16 protein-coding genes are annotated in these 14,675 nt (G+C 58.6%); 5 read left to right on the forward strand and 11 right to left on the reverse strand.

All coding sequences use genetic code 11. From position 1 onward, the window contains the following. Positions 1-146: 146 nt before the first annotated feature. Positions 147-530, reverse strand: a complete 384-nt coding sequence (locus BFL40_RS00400; protein WP_071482552.1) for a PaaI family thioesterase — start codon at positions 528-530, stop codon at positions 147-149. Then, positions 530-2,866 carry a Tex family protein gene (locus BFL40_RS00405; RefSeq protein WP_071482553.1) on the reverse strand — a complete coding sequence of 779 codons (2,337 nt, stop codon included), beginning with the start codon at positions 2,864-2,866 and terminating at the stop codon, positions 530-532. The genes BFL40_RS00400 and BFL40_RS00405 overlap by 1 nt, the downstream gene beginning before the upstream one ends. A gap of 355 nt (positions 2,867-3,221) precedes the next feature. On the opposite strand from BFL40_RS00405, the gene ompR reads away from it, so the two are divergent. Then, positions 3,222-3,962, forward strand: coding sequence for an osmolarity response regulator transcription factor OmpR (gene ompR / locus BFL40_RS00410; RefSeq protein WP_053255745.1), 741 nt, complete (start codon positions 3,222-3,224; stop codon positions 3,960-3,962). A 117-nt stretch (positions 3,963-4,079) separates the two neighbouring features. Beyond that, on the forward strand, positions 4,080-5,393 hold the full coding sequence (locus BFL40_RS00415) for an ATP-binding protein (RefSeq protein ID WP_071482554.1): 1,314 nt from the start codon (positions 4,080-4,082) through the stop codon (positions 5,391-5,393). 62 nt (positions 5,394-5,455) lie between these two features. Here BFL40_RS00415 and rimK read toward each other — a convergent pair whose 3' ends face one another. After that, complete coding sequence (gene rimK, locus BFL40_RS00420) at positions 5,456-6,361, reverse strand: 30S ribosomal protein S6--L-glutamate ligase (protein ID WP_003187674.1); 906 nt, start codon at positions 6,359-6,361, stop codon at positions 5,456-5,458. After that, on the reverse strand, positions 6,358-6,840 hold the full coding sequence (gene rimB, locus BFL40_RS00425; protein WP_032884940.1) for a retropepsin-like aspartic endopeptidase RimB: 483 nt from the start codon (positions 6,838-6,840) through the stop codon (positions 6,358-6,360). Before rimB ends, rimK begins: the two co-directional genes overlap by 4 nt. A 299-nt stretch (positions 6,841-7,139) precedes the next feature. On the opposite strand from rimB, the gene BFL40_RS00430 reads away from it, so the two are divergent. From BFL40_RS00430 to BFL40_RS00440, 3 genes are all read left to right on the forward strand, one after another. Then, positions 7,140-7,547: an RNA-binding S4 domain-containing protein gene (locus tag BFL40_RS00430; protein ID WP_071482555.1), complete on the forward strand. Its 408-nt coding sequence runs from the start codon at positions 7,140-7,142 to the stop codon at positions 7,545-7,547. Between the two features lie 107 nt (positions 7,548-7,654). Then, a complete protein-coding gene (hslO, locus tag BFL40_RS00435; protein WP_071482556.1) occupies positions 7,655-8,557 on the forward strand; it encodes an Hsp33 family molecular chaperone HslO in 903 nt (300 codons plus the stop codon). A gap of 179 nt (positions 8,558-8,736) precedes the next feature. Continuing rightward, the gene (locus BFL40_RS00440) at positions 8,737-10,278 is read left to right on the forward strand and encodes a phosphoenolpyruvate carboxykinase (RefSeq protein WP_071482557.1); all 1,542 of its coding nucleotides are present in this window, start codon (positions 8,737-8,739) and stop codon (positions 10,276-10,278) included. A gap of 57 nt (positions 10,279-10,335) precedes the next feature. On the opposite strand, the gene BFL40_RS00445 is transcribed toward BFL40_RS00440, so the two are convergent. The 7 genes from BFL40_RS00445 to BFL40_RS33525 form a co-directional block, all read right to left on the reverse strand. Next, positions 10,336-11,199 (reverse strand): EamA family transporter, encoded by an 864-nt coding sequence (locus tag BFL40_RS00445; protein ID WP_235864707.1) that lies wholly within the window; start codon positions 11,197-11,199, stop codon positions 10,336-10,338. Between the two features lie 17 nt (positions 11,200-11,216). Further along, positions 11,217-11,573, reverse strand: a complete 357-nt coding sequence (locus BFL40_RS00450) for a DUF1493 family protein (RefSeq protein ID WP_071482558.1) — start codon at positions 11,571-11,573, stop codon at positions 11,217-11,219. Between the two features lie 185 nt (positions 11,574-11,758). Then, positions 11,759-12,403 carry a DUF1493 family protein gene (locus BFL40_RS32660; RefSeq protein WP_074851658.1) on the reverse strand — a complete coding sequence of 215 codons (645 nt, stop codon included), beginning with the start codon at positions 12,401-12,403 and terminating at the stop codon, positions 11,759-11,761. A 4-nt stretch (positions 12,404-12,407) separates the two neighbouring features. Further along, positions 12,408-12,890 carry a hypothetical protein gene (locus tag BFL40_RS00460; protein ID WP_071482559.1) on the reverse strand — a complete coding sequence of 161 codons (483 nt, stop codon included), beginning with the start codon at positions 12,888-12,890 and terminating at the stop codon, positions 12,408-12,410. A 295-nt stretch (positions 12,891-13,185) separates the two neighbouring features. After that, positions 13,186-13,482 carry a hypothetical protein gene (locus tag BFL40_RS00465; protein WP_071482560.1) on the reverse strand — a complete coding sequence of 99 codons (297 nt, stop codon included), beginning with the start codon at positions 13,480-13,482 and terminating at the stop codon, positions 13,186-13,188. A 300-nt stretch (positions 13,483-13,782) separates the two neighbouring features. Further along, positions 13,783-14,382 (reverse strand): putative adenosine monophosphate-protein transferase Fic, encoded by a 600-nt coding sequence (locus BFL40_RS00470; protein WP_071482561.1) that lies wholly within the window; start codon positions 14,380-14,382, stop codon positions 13,783-13,785. Next, the gene (locus BFL40_RS33525) at positions 14,382-14,552 is read right to left on the reverse strand and encodes a YhfG family protein (RefSeq protein ID WP_139213517.1); all 171 of its coding nucleotides are present in this window, start codon (positions 14,550-14,552) and stop codon (positions 14,382-14,384) included. Before BFL40_RS33525 ends, BFL40_RS00470 begins: the two co-directional genes overlap by 1 nt. Positions 14,553-14,675 lie beyond the last annotated feature (123 nt).

A 14,675-nucleotide genomic window follows, 5' to 3' on the forward strand; every position in this document is an offset into this window, starting at 1 on the left:
AAAACTGGCGTTATCGCCTGGTTTTGAGTCGATTTGACCCGCTTTGAAAAAGCCTACTTCACTCCATGAATTGGGCTATAGCGCAGCAAGAAAATTCCGACGCTGTTATTGCAGCGCCGAAATTAACTCAAATCGAGGGTGAGGAGCTATAGGACAGCGAAGGTGCCCTGTGCTTTTGCGACAAGTCTTTCGTCTTGATACACGTCCGCCTCGACCACCAGCGTGCGACGACCGGCATGAATCACCCGGCTGGTGCATAGCACATCACCGTCAGACACGGCGCGGATGTAGTTGATTTTGCACTCGATAGTCGCGCTCTGCTGGTCGAAACCATGGGAGCTGGAGCAGGCCAGCCCCATCGTAATGTCCACCAGACTGAAAATCGCCCCGCCATGGAGCTTGCCCGCGCGGTTGCGCAATTGCGGCTCCAGGGTCAGGGCCACCTCGGCAACGCCCTCGTCCAGGCGTTGCAGGCGGCAGCCGATCAGTTCGCTGAACGCGCTCTGGGTCAAACCGGCTGGGATCTCCATCAGCGTTTCTTCAGCTGTTTGGCATTGGCGAACAACGACGCCATGGCGTTATTGCTCGGGGCAGCTGTCGCTGTTTCTTTGCGCGGTGCGCTGTTTTCGGAGCGGTTCTGCGACTGGCGAGGCGCTGAGCCTGGGCGTGCACCACGGGCACCGTCGATTTTCTCGCCGGGGGTGTCGCTCATGCGCATCGACAGGCCTACGCGTTTGCGTGGGATGTCGACTTCCATGACCTTGACCTTGACCACGTCACCGGCTTTCACCGCTTCGCGAGGGTCCTTGATGAATTTCTCCGAAAGCGCAGAGATATGTACCAAACCGTCCTGATGCACGCCGATGTCCACAAAAGCACCGAAGTTGGTCACGTTGGTGACCACACCTTCGAGGATCATGCCCAGTTGCAGGTCCTTGAGGTCTTCGACGCCGTCCTGGAACTCCGCAGTCTTGAACTCGGGGCGCGGGTCGCGGCCGGGTTTTTCCAACTCTTGCAGGATGTCGGTGATGGTCGGAACGCCGAAGGTTTCGTCGGTGTACTTCTTTGGGTCCAGGCGCTTGAGGAACGCGGCGTCGCCGATCAGCGAGCGGATGTCGCGGTCGGTCTCGGCGGCAATACGCTGCACCAGCGGGTAGGCTTCCGGGTGAACGGCCGAAGAATCCAGCGGGTTGTCGCCGTTCATCACACGTAGGAAGCCAGCGGCTTGTTCGAAGGTCTTTTCACCCAGGCGTGCGACTTTTTTCAGCGCGGCGCGGGTCTTGAACGCACCGTTTTCGTCGCGATGGGTGACGATGTTCTGCGCCAGGGTGGTGTTGAGGCCAGAGATACGGGCCAGCAGCGCGACCGAGGCAGTGTTCACATCCACGCCGACCTTGTTCACGCAGTCTTCCACCACTGCATCCAGGCCGCGCGCCAGTTTCAGCTGCGACACGTCGTGCTGGTACTGGCCGACACCGATGGATTTCGGGTCAATCTTCACCAGCTCGGCCAGTGGGTCCTGCAGGCGGCGGGCGATGGATACCGCGCCACGGATCGACACGTCGAGGTCCGGGAATTCCTTGGAAGCCAGCTCCGACGCCGAGTACACCGAAGCGCCGGCCTCGGAGACCATGACTTTGGTCATCTTCATAGCTGGGTATTTTTTGATCAGTTCAGCGGCCAGCTTGTCGGTTTCACGGCTGGCGGTGCCGTTGCCGATAGCGATCAGGTCTACCGCGTGCTTGGCGCACAGAGCGGCCAGGATCGCGAGGGTCTGGTCCCACTTGTTATGCGGCACGTGCGGGTAAACCGTCGCGTGGTCCAGCAGCTTGCCGGTGGCGTCGACCACGGCGACCTTGCAGCCGGTGCGCAGGCCCGGGTCGAGGCCCAGGGTTGCGCGCGGGCCGGCCGGCGCCGCCAGCAGCAGGTCGTGCAAGTTATGGGCGAAGACGTTGATCGCCTCGGTTTCGGCGCCGTCGCGCAGCTCGCCGAGCAGGTCGGTTTCCAGGTGAGTGTAGAGCTTGACCTTCCAGGTCCAGCGCACGACTTCACCGAGCCACTTGTCCGCAGGACGGTTCTGATTCTGGATGCCGAATTGTTGACCGATCATGCCTTCGCACGGGTGCATGGTGCCCGGCAGCTCGTCGCCGACTTTCAGCGCGGAGCTGAGAATGCCCTCGTTGCGGCCACGGAAAATGGCGAGCGCACGGTGGGACGGCATGCTCTTGAGCGGTTCGTCGTGTTCGAAATAGTCGCGGAACTTGGCGCCTTCTTCCTCTTTGCCGGCGATCACGCGGGCGCTGAGGGTGGCTTCCTGCTTCAGGTACGTACGCAGTTTTTCCAGCAGGCTGGCGTTTTCGGCGAAGCGCTCCATCAGGATGTACTTGGCGCCTTCGAGCGCGGCCTTGACGTCGGCGACACCTTTTTCTGCGTCGATGAAGCGTGCGGCTTCAGTGTCCGGGGTCAGCGATGGGTCGTTGAACAAACCATCGGCCAAGTCACCCAGGCCGGCTTCCAGGGCGATCTGGCCCTTGGTGCGGCGTTTCTGTTTGTAGGGCAGGTAAAGGTCTTCGAGGCGGGTCTTGGTGTCGGCGAGCTTGATGTCGCGTTCAAGTTGTGGGGTCAACTTGCCCTGTTCTTCGATGCTGGCGAGGATGCTGATGCGCCGTTCGTCGAGTTCTCGCAGGTAGCGCAGACGCTCTTCCAGGTGACGCAATTGGATATCGTCGAGGCTGCCGGTCACTTCTTTACGGTAACGGGCGATGAAAGGCACCGTGGAGCCCTCATCCAGTAGAGCGACGGCCGCTTCGACCTGTTGCGGGCGTACACCGAGTTCCTCGGCGATGCGGCTGTTGATGCTGTCCATAAAACCACCTGAAATTCTGAAAGCAGCTCGCAGGCCCGGAAAACAAGGCCTTGCAAGGCTGGTTGAGCGGCCCGACTGGCGCCGCTGCCTGGGTCAAGAGGCAGCCTATTGACCCTCGAAATCGAAAAAGTCACGGAGAACGGGTGAAAAAAAGCCGTGCAGTGAACGGGAAATATCTGATGTCGCCCTGCACAAAGGCGCCGCATTATAACCAGCGTTCTGCCCTTGGGGGGACCTTGCCGATGGTTGTAGGGCGCGGGTTGACTGGCACTGGAGGAAAAATCTGCTAACAATGCACACGGTGCGTATAACGGCAGCTACGCCATAATGCGCGCCGAGATAAGAGGAGCATCTAATGAGCAGCACTGCACAAACTGCTGAAGGCGAAAAAATTCTCATCGTTGACGACGATCCGGGGCTGAGCAGCCTGCTGGAGCGTTTCTTCAACTCCAAGGGCTACCGTGCCCGCGCGGTGCCAAACACCGAGCAGATGGACCGCCTGTTGGGGCGCGAAGTGTTCAACCTGGTCGTGCTCGACCTGATGTTGCCTGGCGAAGACGGCCTGACCGCCTGCAAACGCCTGCGCGGCGCGAACAACCAGATTCCAATCATCATGCTCACCGCCAAGGGCGATGAACTGAGCCGCATCAAGGGCCTCGAATTGGGCGCTGATGACTACCTGGCCAAACCGTTCAACCCTGATGAGTTGATGGCCCGGGTCAAAGCCGTATTACGTCGCCAGGCTGCTCCAGTACCCGGCGCGCCAGGCAGCGAAGACGAAAGCGTCACCTTTGGCGACTACGAACTGTCGCTGGCGACCCGTGAGCTCAAGCGTGGCGAAGAAGTGCACATGTTGACCACCGGCGAGTTTGCCGTGCTCAAGGCTCTGGTAATGAATGCTCGCCAGCCGCTGACCCGCGACAAGCTGATGAACCTGGCCCGTGGCCGTGAGTGGGACGCCCTGGAGCGCTCCATCGACGTGCAGATTTCCCGTCTGCGCCGGATGATCGAACCGGACCCGTCCAAGCCGCGGTATATCCAGACGGTGTGGGGCGTGGGTTATGTGTTTGTGCCGGATGGCACTGCAACCAAGTGACCGATGTTTTGCAGGCACGGGCATCCCGGCGTTTGGCTCCATGAGAGTCGACGGGCTGCCCGGCGTCTGCAATTCTGCGAGCGCCGCTCGTTCTTGTAAGGTGTCTAGCTGTCTCCTATGAAAACCCCGCTGTGGTTCCCACAAAGTTTCTTCTCTCGCACCCTTTGGCTGGTGCTGATCGTCGTTCTGTTTTCCAAGGCGCTCACGCTGGTTTATCTGCTGATGAACGAAGACGTGCTGGTGGATCGACAGTACAGCCACGGCGTTGCCCTGACGCTGCGGGCTTATTGGGCTGCAGACCCTGAGAATCGCGAGAAGATCGCCAAGGCCGCCACACTGGTTCGTGTAGCCGGGGCGGGCGTGCCGGAGGGCGAGCAGCATTGGCCCTACAGTGAGATTTACCAGCGCCAGATGCAGGCCGAGTTGGGCGAAGACACCGAGGTGCGCCTGCGCATGCACGTGTCCCCCGCGTTGTGGGTGCGAGCGCCGAGCCTGGGGCAGGATTGGCTGAAAGTGCCGTTGTATCCGCACCCGTTGCGAGGGCAGAAGATCTGGAACGTGCTGGGCTGGTTCCTGGCCATCGGGCTGCTTTCAACGGCATCTGCATGGATTTTCGTGCGCCAACTCAATCAACCGCTTAAACGCCTGGTGTTTGCTGCACGCCAATTGGGGCAAGGGCGCAGTGTGCGCCTGCCGGTCAGCGATACGCCCAGCGAGATGACTGAGGTGTATGGCGCGTTCAACCAGATGGCGGAGGATGTCGAACAGGCGGGGCGCGAGCGCGAGCTGATGCTGGCGGGCGTGTCCCATGATCTGCGCACGCCGCTGACGCGATTGCGGCTTTCACTTGAGTTGATGGGCAACCATAACGACCTGACTGACGACATGGTTCGTGATATCGAGGACATGGACGCGATTCTCGACCAGTTCCTGGCGTTTATCCGCGATGGCCGTGATGAGGTGGTGGAGGAAGTCGATCTGACGGATTTGGTCCGTGAAGTAGTGGCGCCCTACAACCAGAACGGCGAACAGGTACGCATGCGTCTGGAGCCGATCCAGCCGTTTGCGTTGCGTCGGGTGTCGATGAAGCGCCTGCTGAACAACCTGATTGGCAACGCCTTGCATCACGCCGGTTCGGATGTGGAAGTGGCGGCGTATGTGTCAGGCGACAGCACCGCGCCCTATGTAGTGTTGAGCGTGATGGACCGTGGCGCCGGTATCGACCCGGCGGAGCTGGAAGGTATCTTCAACCCCTTCACCCGTGGCGATCGTGCTCGGGGTGGAAAGGGCACTGGCCTGGGTTTGGCGATTGTTCGGCGGATCGCGTCGATGCATGGCGGCAATGTTGAATTGCGTAACCGGGAAGAGGGTGGCCTGGAAGCGCGCGTGCGGTTGCCGCTAGGCTTGATGTTGCCCAGAGACGCGGTCTGATAAACAACACGAATCAAATGTGGGAGCTGGCTTGCCTGCTCCCACACGGGTTAACCGAGTGCTTATCCCTTGCCCTTCGTCCGCGTCATATTCGGCCCGCCATTCTTCTCCAGATGCTGAATGATGATCCCCGCGACATCCTTACCTGTAGTGGTCTCAATCCCCTCCAGACCCGGCGATGAATTCACCTCCATCACCAGGGGGCCATGGTTGGATCGCAAGATATCCACACCCGCTACGCTCAATCCCATCACTTTGGCCGCCCGCAGCGCGGTCATGCGTTCTTCCGGGGTGATCTTGATAAGGCTGGCGCTGCCGCCACGGTGCAGGTTGGAGCGGAACTCGCCTGGCTTGGCCTGGCGTTTCATCGCTGCGATGACCTTGTCGCCCACCACGAAGCAGCGGATATCCGCACCACCAGCTTCCTTGATGTATTCCTGCACCATGATGTTCTGCTTGAGGCCCATAAAGGCCTCGATCACCGACTCAGCTGCTGTTGCCGTCTCGCACAGCACCACACCGATGCCCTGGGTACCTTCCAGTACCTTGATCACCAACGGCGCGCCGTTGACCATTTCGATCAGGTCGGGGATGTCATCCGGGGAGTGGGCGAAACCGGTGACCGGCAGGCCGATGCCCCGGCGCGACAGCAACTGCAGCGAGCGCAGCTTGTCCCGCGAGCGCGCGATGGCCACGGACTCATTCAGGGGGAACACCCCCATCATTTCAAACTGGCGCAGCACAGCGCAGCCGTAAAACGTCACCGAAGCGCCGATACGCGGGATTACTGCATCAAACCCCTCCAGCGGTTTGCCCCGGTAGTGGATCTGCGGCTTGTGGCTGGCAATGTTCATGTAGGCACGCAACGTGTCGATCACCACCATTTCATGGCCACGTTCGGTGCCGGCCTCGACCAGGCGGCGGGTGGAATACAGACGCGGGTTTCGCGACAGCACAGCAATCTTCATGCAGCACCTGGGGCAGAAATAGTAGAGACCGGGAACACCGGCTTGTCTTGAACGTACTTGATACCGGGATTGACCACCAACTGGCCGTCAATCAACGCTTTGGAGCCGAGCAGCAGGCGGTAACGCATGGCTTTGCGGCAGGCTAGGGTGAATTCCACCCGCCATACCCGATCACCCAGTGCCAGGGTGGTGCTGATCACGTAGCGCACCTGCGCATGGCCGTTGGAGCTCTTGATGGTTTTCATCGTCACCAGGGGCGCTTCGCAGCGGCGGTGACGCAGTTGCACCACGCTGCCCAGGTGCGCGGTAAAGCGCACCCACTTCTCACCGTCGCGCTCAAAGGGCTCGATATCGGTGGCATGCAGGCTCGAGGTGCTGGCACCGGTGTCGATCTTCGCGCGCAGGCCAGCCACTCCCAGGTCGGGAAGTGCCACCCACTCACGCAGACCGACAACGGTCAAATGGTCAAATGTCTTCAATATGGGTAACCGGTCATTCAGAAATGTTTCGTAGTCGTCGAGGACAGTAACGCCCAACTGCGCATGGATTGTGACAATCCCCAAACCTTTATCGAGGGTTCGGCGCCGATTTCGCGGTATTCACGCAGAATATTCCGGAAATGGCGACAGATATCTCTCAGGCCTCTGAAATCAATCGGGGGTAAGGGAAAGTCACGCAAATCCCGTGGTGCTTGGCGTATCTTAGGTGAGCCTTGGGGTTTATGCGTCGAAGGGTTTCAACGGTAAAGTTGCGACATTTTTCAAAGCGAGGAATTCAAGTGGCTCAAAAGCAGGAAGAGGAAGAAAAGGTCCGTTTGGACAAGTGGCTATGGGCTGCGCGCTTCTATAAAACCCGTGCCCTGGCCAAGGCCGCCATCGAGAGTGGCAAGGTGCACCATCGCGGTGAACGCTGCAAGCCGGGCAAGGAACCGCGCGTCGGTGATGAGTTTCAGATTCGTACCGGGTTTGATGAAAAGACCGTTGTGGTCCAGGCACTTTCCATCGTGCGCCGTGGCGCGCCCGAGGCGCAGGCGCTGTACACCGAAACAGAAGCCAGTATCGCCAAACGCGAAAATGCTGCGGCGATGCGCAAAGCAGGCGCTGTGGGCATGACGACTGATGGCAAACCCAGCAAAAAACAGCGCCGCGACCTGTTCAAGTTTCGCGGCAGCGGCAACGACGATTGAGGCCACCGGTAATCGCCCGAGCCGTCGCTTGGCTTGGAAGAAACCCGGATTGTTCATAAACTGCACCATCTTTGCGTCAACACTCTTCAATTCAGATACCCAGACCTATGACTGATCTACCGGATACCGACTTCACCCAACGCTTCATCTTCGACGACAGCGACGCCCGCGGCGAACTGGTCTCGCTGGAGCGCAGCTATGCCGAAGTCCTTGCCAAGCACCCCTATCCGGAGCCGGTCGCGCAACTGCTCGGTGAGCTGATGGCGGCGGCGGCGCTGCTGGTAGGCACCATGAAGTTCGACGGTTTGCTGATCCTGCAGGCCCGTTCCGAAGGCCCGGTCCCGATGCTGATGATCGAATGCTCCAGCGAGCGTGAAATCCGTGGCTTGGCCCGTTACGACGCCGATCGGATCGCCCCGGACGCGACCCTGAGCGACCTGATGGCCAACGGCGTGCTGGCGATCACCGTCGATCCGACGGAAGGCCAGCGCTACCAGGGCATCGTCGACCTCGACGGTGAAACCCTGTCGGACTGCTTCACCAACTATTTCGTGATGTCCCAGCAAGTCGGCACCAAGTTCTGGCTCAACGCCGATGGCAAGCGCGCCCGTGGCCTGCTGTTGCAGCAATTGCCGGCTGACCGCATCAAGGACGACGATGAGCGCACCGATAGCTGGCGCAAGCTGACCGCCCTGGCCGGTACCCTGACCGCTGAAGAACTGCTGGGTCTGGACAACGAAACCATCCTGCACCGCCTCTACCATGAGGAGGCCGTGCGTCTATTTGACGCACAGGGTCTGCGCTTTCGCTGCAGTTGCTCGCGTGAGCGCTCGGCCAATGCCTTGGTCAGCCTGGGCCTGGAAGATGCGCAGAATCTGGTGGTGGAACACGGTGGCAATATCGAGATCGACTGCCAGTTCTGTAACCAGCGCTACCTGTTCGATGCGGCTGATGTAGCCCAATTGTTCGCCGGAGCAGGCATCGACACCCCTTCCGATACCCGCCACTAAAACGTTTAAGCACAGGTAAATCACCTGACAAACGCCGGATTAGCGCAGTTCTGACGGGAGGGCCCTACTCTTTTTGGGCTTTTCTGGCATAATCCGGCCCACTTTTTTCGCGGTAGTAGTGCGCAACTTTCTACTACAAAACGTTCGGAGCACTCGGCCTTAGGCCGACGGGGAACCTCATGACGCAAGCCAATAACGCCGTATACACCGATCTGAGTGTTGACGATCTGGTTAAAGAAGCCCTGAGCCGTGGTGAGGGCGAGCTTGCCGATACCGGCGCGCTGGTCGTACGTACCGGTCACCGTACCGGCCGTTCGCCGGTCGACCGTTTCATCGTTGAAGAGCCGTCCACCCAGGCTTCCATTGCCTGGGGCCCGATCAACCGCAAGTTCCCGGCCGACAAGTTCGATGCCCTGTGGGCTCGCGTCGAGGCATTCAACAACGCGCAAGAGCATTTCGTTTCCCACGTTCATGTAGGTGCTGCGCAAGACCACTACCTGGCCGTGAAGATGACCACCCAGACTGCCTGGCAGAACCTGTTCGGTCGTTGCCTGTTCATCAACCCGGCCCAGTACAACCCGGCCGGCCGTGAAGAGTGGCAAGTACTCAACGTGGCCAACTTCGAATGCGTGCCAGAGCGTGACGGCACCAACTCCGACGGTTGCGTGATCCTCAACTTCGCCCAGAAAAAAGTGCTGATCGCCGGCATGCGTTACGCCGGTGAAATGAAGAAAGCCATGTTCTCGGTGCAGAACTTCCTGCTGCCGGCCGCCGACGTACTGCCGATGCACTGCGCCGCCAACATCGGCGAAGCAGGCGACGTGACCCTGTTCTTTGGTCTGTCCGGCACTGGCAAGACCACCCTGTCCGCCGACGAAAGCCGTTACCTGATCGGTGACGACGAACACGGTTGGGGCGAGGGCGTAGTGTTCAACATCGAAGGTGGTTGCTATGCCAAGTGCATCGACCTGTCCGAGAAGAACGAGCCGGTTATCTGGAAAGCCATCAAGCACGGTGCCGTGCTGGAAAACGTTGTAATCGACGATGCCAAGCACGCCGACTACGCCGACGTCAGCCTTACCCAGAACAGCCGCGCCGCCTACCCGCTGGAACACGTTGCCAAGCGCTCCGAGAAAAACCTCGGTGGTGAGCCAAACGCGGTGATCTTCCTGACCTGTGACCTGACCGGCGTACTGCCGCCAGTGTCGATCCTCAGCGAAGAACAAGCGGCCTATCACTTCCTGTCCGGCTACACTGCTCTGGTGGGCTCGACCGAAATGGGTTCCGGCACCGGCATCAAGTCGACCTTCTCCACCTGCTTCGGCGCACCGTTCTTCCCGCGCCCGGCCGGCGAATACGCAGAGCTGCTGATCAAGCGCATCCGCGGCTTCGGCTCCAAGGTCTACCTAGTCAACACCGGCTGGACCGGCGGCGGCTACGGCGTCGGCAAACGCTTCAACATCCCGACCACTCGCGGCGTAATCGCAGCGATCCAGAGCGGTGCGTTGATCGGTGCTGAAACCGAACACCTCGACACCGTTAACCTGGACGTGCCATTGGCCGTACCGGGTGTTGATACAGGCCTGTTGAACCCACGTAACACCTGGGCTGACAAAGCTGCGTACGACGAAGCGGCGAAGGCGCTGGCGGGTCTGTTCGTTGAGAACTTCAAGAAGTTTGAAGTGAGCGATGCGATCAAGGCTGCGGGTCCTAAGTTGTAAGACTTAGCCGTTGTGAAAAAGCCGCCTCTAGAGGCGGCTTTTTTGTGCGCGCAGGGTTTAGTCGGCGATGTGCAACACCACCGCGCCGACCAGCACCAACACCACACCCAGCACTTGCACGGCCGACAGCCGCTCCTTGAAAAATACAAACCCCAAAATCGCCGCAATCCCACCCGATAACGTACTGATCACCGTCACCACCGAAACCGACCCGGCCATTGCCCCCCACGAAAACGCCGAGAATCCACCCAGGTTCATCAGGCTTGCCCCGGTCAACGTCGCGCAGTTTTTCAGCGGCGGGATCTTCAGGCCGTCTTTGATCTTAAGCACCATCATCACCAGCACGCAGAGGCCCACCAGGTAACCCAACCACAGCATGGTGATCGGCCCCAGCGCCGGCAATGTATAGCGGCCTTGGAGCCAGAAGCTGGTGCCATACAGCAAAGCAGCGAGCATGGCGTAGGCGATGGACAGGCGTGGGTTGTTGTGGGGGACGCCGTTGTCCTTGTGGATACTGGAGAGGATCACGCCGATCACGCACACGGCGATGCAGCCCAGTTGTGTCAGGCTGATGTGCTCACCGCTGGCCCAGGACAGCAAGGTGGTCACCACGCCGTAGGACGTCACCAGCGGCGCGACAATGGCGGCTTTGCCAAGGGCGAAGGCCTTGGACAGCGCCAGGGCGCCGGAGACGGTGAGCAGGGCGGCGGCGATGCCGAGGAGCCAGATGCTCAGTGGAGCTTCCAGGGATTTGAACAGCAAGCTTGGGAGAATGACCAGCAGCAGGGTCATGATCAGGAAGCCCAGGGCTTGGCCGAAATACACCGCGCGTTTAACGCCTACGGCTCGGGCGTTGAGGCCCACGAGAAAATCCGTGCCGCCCCAGAGCAGGGCGGCCAGCAGGCCCATCATTACGTCCATGTAAGGTCCTTAGTGTTTTAGCTCAGGTTTTCCAGCGTCTGCGTATCCCAGCTGTGGGTCTTGATGGCCAGGTAGAGCATGCTGAGGGTCAGCGGCACTTTTTCGCCGCGCCCCTTGGCCCGACGCTTGAGAAACACATCAAACCCCGGCGGGTTGAAGTAACGATAAGTGTCGAAGTCGCCCAGGTCGAGCGCAAATTCCTGCTCCAGTGCTTCCATCAGTTGCTTGGCCTCACTGCCGTCGCAGTCGAGGTCGAAATTGATTGAGGTTTGCAGGCGGAGGGTCTTGTGTTTCGGTAGGCCGATTTCTTCGTGCAGCAGTTGCAGGAGTTGCTGCATGACAGGGTCTTCGGGGAAGTTGGGGGCGAGATTCATGGTGGGGCACGCAGGAATGGGTGAGGGGGGCGTTGGTGGCGGTATTTGTTTCGGGTGATGAAGAGTGCCAAACCTATCAAGAATACGAAGGACAGGGAGGAAGGGCATTCTGAGGGGGCAGTCAGTAATTTGATAATGAAGTAACAGGTAGAACCCGAGAAAACATACTAATTGCAGGCAGAAATTCATGGTTCCTGGTACGCCTTCGCTTCGAGTTTCCGGGTGTCCCAGTACTTGGCTTTGACGGCTTGGTAGAGCATTTCGATGGTTAGAGGGCGCTTTCTCGCGCTGCCTTTTTCCACATATCGCAAATATGCATCAAAGCCGCGACGCTTGAAGTAGCGGTTGCTGTTGTAGTCACCTAGTCTCATACCGAAATCCAGCTTCAGTAATGCCATCAATTGCTTGGCTTCGACACGATTACACCCGAGATCGTGATTGACTGACGTGTCGAGGGAGATGGTTTTGTGTTTGGGCAGACCGATACCCTCATGCAAAATTTGCAAGAGATGGAGCATGAGCGGGTCATCAGGAAAACCCGGCGCAAGGTTCAAGGTTGGGGCGATGAATAAAGGGTGAGTGGTTTTAGCCCTGCAATAGATATTTTGGGTGCTCAATAACCCGATGCCTGTCACGAAGGCGACTATCGGCAGGCTTTCAAGCTGTGCCTCTCTGATCCAGGAGGTGGCATATAACAGAAGCGTTGGGCCCGCTACCAATAGGCAGAGTCCAAGCCATCTTCTGAGTAAGGGCCTCTTTATTGTTCTGTCGACTATGACGGCCAGTGCGAGAAGAGGCAGCAGGTTGATCCATTGAAGGTATTCATTCATTGCATTAGCCACCCTGGAACTGCCGGACCATGGCCGACAGTGATCGCTGGGGACCAATTCCGCCGTTGACCTGTGCGTCGAGGCCGATTACCACATCACCGGCGTGATAGCTGCGAATGACCCCTTTAATAATTAGGCCGGCAGCTGCACCAGAGGCGAACCCAGCGGCAGGAGATGCAAGGCTCATTGGTGCTGACACGGCGCCGCTGATTAATCCTGCAACGATCTCCCCACGAATGTTGAGTAAGTCAGCTTGTTGCCGGGTCAGCGGTTTGGAGATAGCAACAGTCATTTTGCAAGGTAAATCTCGAGCAAGCATTTTTCTGTAGAGATCTACGAGTCTTTGGCGCACCTCATTTGCAGGCGCACCTGCTTCCAACAGGCAGAGGTTTGTCAGTGCAGAGTGATTGGCAGGCGAGACGACAAAACGTAGCACCGTGAAGGTGACCCCGTAATGGCCGATATGTTGAGTCCTTTCGATGTTCACGGGTATTTTCTGGGGGCTGTTGAAAGGGCGCTAGTTTCAGTCAGAGAAAGGTGAGTTTTGTAGAGGGGCGGGCAGGAGTTTTAAGCAGTTTCGGAAGGGGATGTCTCGGCTTTTGGAGGTTTCTTACAGGGTTTTCCGGGATTTTTGGCTTGGCAGTGATTTTTGGTTGTTAACGCGTTCAGTTGTAGGAGCGAGCTTGCTCACGAAGAGCTCAAGTACGCCACGGTTATACAGAGTTACCGCGTCATCGTTGACGATCTTCGCGGGTAAGCTCGCTCCTACAAAAGGTTACAGCTTAGGTGTATGGCTGTTGAGGTTGTAGCTGAGCATGCTGTGCCGCCTCCAGTAAATCACAGCCATCCTGGACGAGCAGGTACAGGGCATTGGTGATGTGGGAAATGTCTTTGAGGTCGGCGTGTTCGAAGGTCAGGCAGGAGAAGGTTTCCAGTAAGTCGGTGGCAGCACGGATGCGCTGATGTGCGGCGGACTGGATGTCTTCGGCTTTGGCTTCGGTGTCTATGACGAGAGGGTGGGTGTCGGTGAAGTTGGTGCGTAGGTGACGATAGCGATCCATCGTTTCAGGTATTTGCATTTGAAGGTACTCGGTTTGCTGTTAGGTAACCGACATCACCGTGGCCAAACGATGGGTGGCGGACTGTGCGCGGGTTGGCCAGCCGGAAACAGCACTCCGACACGTCCGAAGACGTCCCACACACAGCCGCCATGGCAGCGTGTTACGAGACGATAGACGTTCGTAGAGCAAGTAATGGCACTTATGTGTGCTGTTTTCGGGTGACCAAGCCCGGTCGCTGAGTTGGCAGCGACGGAGCGAACCTTAAAAGCGAGCGTTATTTGGAGCAATAAACAGATTGTTTATCCGTTTGCGGTTCTATCAAGCGCTGACAGGCCTACTGATACACCGCTCAAAAATCGCCTCCAACCCCCGGTAATCACACGCCACTGCATCAATATTCGCCGGTATCCACGCTGCATCTTTCACCAACCACCAGTTCACCGAAAACCCCGCATTCACGATGACTTGCTCAAACAAAATCCGCTGTGCGCGGCCGTTGCCTTCGCGGAAGGGGTGGATGACGTTGAGGTCGCCATAGGCTTCGGCAATTTGCACCACCAATTCATCTTGGCTCACACCGACATACCAGTTGGCCTGCTCCATGTGGCGGATAATTTTCGCTGCTTCCGGTGGAATGCGCTCCGGGGTGCAGAATAGCGTGTCGCCTTTCTGGATGTTGACGCTGCGCAGCTCACCGGCCCAGTCGTAAATGTCTCCGAACAGGGTGCGGTGGATGTGTTGCAGGCGGCCGAGGTCGTAGGGCGGTGGGAAGAGGGGAAGGTTGCCTAAGGCGATTTCGGATAATTCTCGCTCGGCCTGGTGCAGGAGCGTTTCGTCGAGCAAGTCGAGGCGGTTGCGCAGGATGCTGCTACCGGGATAGCAGTAAGGATCCTGGCCCACCCCGTATTTGTCGAGCATCAGCGCGAGGTGTTGCGGTACTTGGCAAGGACTGCTTCACGGGTCGGCAAGGGCTTGTCGACATCGGTCGGTTGGGTGTCGAACCCTTCCAGCCGCAAGCTGGCCAAGTAGTTGGAACGACGGATCTTGTGGTAGTGATCCTGTTTTTGCTCAAACGTCGGTTCGCTCATCGCAGCGTACTCCTGGGTCGCAAGGCCTGATTGTAGCGCAATGCGTCAGCGGGCAGGTGGGATAAAAACCATGTCACATTCTGTACAAAAATTGCGCCTACGCTCTGAATTCAGCGTATGTTC

Source organism: Pseudomonas costantinii (assembly GCF_001870435.1).
Taxonomy (GTDB): domain Bacteria; phylum Pseudomonadota; class Gammaproteobacteria; order Pseudomonadales; family Pseudomonadaceae; genus Aquipseudomonas; species Aquipseudomonas costantinii.

Bases quoted from the DNA above. Each gene is read 5' to 3' on its own strand.
- BFL40_RS00470 (WP_071482561.1), bottom strand. From the start codon at position 14,382: ATGCTCGACAAATACGGGGTGGGCCAGGATCCTTACTGCTATCCCGGT.
- hslO (WP_071482556.1), top strand. From the start codon at position 7,655: ATGACTGATCTACCGGATACCGACTTCACCCAACGCTTCATCTTCGAC.
- BFL40_RS32660 (WP_074851658.1), bottom strand. From the start codon at position 12,403: ATGAATGAATACCTTCAATGGATCAACCTGCTGCCTCTTCTCGCACTG.
- ompR (WP_053255745.1), top strand. From the start codon at position 3,222: ATGAGCAGCACTGCACAAACTGCTGAAGGCGAAAAAATTCTCATCGTT.
- BFL40_RS00450 (WP_071482558.1), bottom strand. From the start codon at position 11,573: ATGAATCTCGCCCCCAACTTCCCCGAAGACCCTGTCATGCAGCAACTC.
- BFL40_RS00465 (WP_071482560.1), bottom strand. From the start codon at position 13,482: ATGCAAATACCTGAAACGATGGATCGCTATCGTCACCTACGCACCAAC.
- BFL40_RS00400 (WP_071482552.1), bottom strand. From the start codon at position 530: ATGGAGATCCCAGCCGGTTTGACCCAGAGCGCGTTCAGCGAACTGATC.
- BFL40_RS00445 (WP_235864707.1), bottom strand. From the start codon at position 11,199: ATGGACGTAATGATGGGCCTGCTGGCCGCCCTGCTCTGGGGCGGCACG.
- BFL40_RS00405 (WP_071482553.1), bottom strand. From the start codon at position 2,866: ATGGACAGCATCAACAGCCGCATCGCCGAGGAACTCGGTGTACGCCCG.
- rimK (WP_003187674.1), bottom strand. From the start codon at position 6,361: ATGAAGATTGCTGTGCTGTCGCGAAACCCGCGTCTGTATTCCACCCGC.
- BFL40_RS00415 (WP_071482554.1), top strand. From the start codon at position 4,080: ATGAAAACCCCGCTGTGGTTCCCACAAAGTTTCTTCTCTCGCACCCTT.
- BFL40_RS33525 (WP_139213517.1), bottom strand. From the start codon at position 14,552: ATGAGCGAACCGACGTTTGAGCAAAAACAGGATCACTACCACAAGATC.
- BFL40_RS00440 (WP_071482557.1), top strand. From the start codon at position 8,737: ATGACGCAAGCCAATAACGCCGTATACACCGATCTGAGTGTTGACGAT.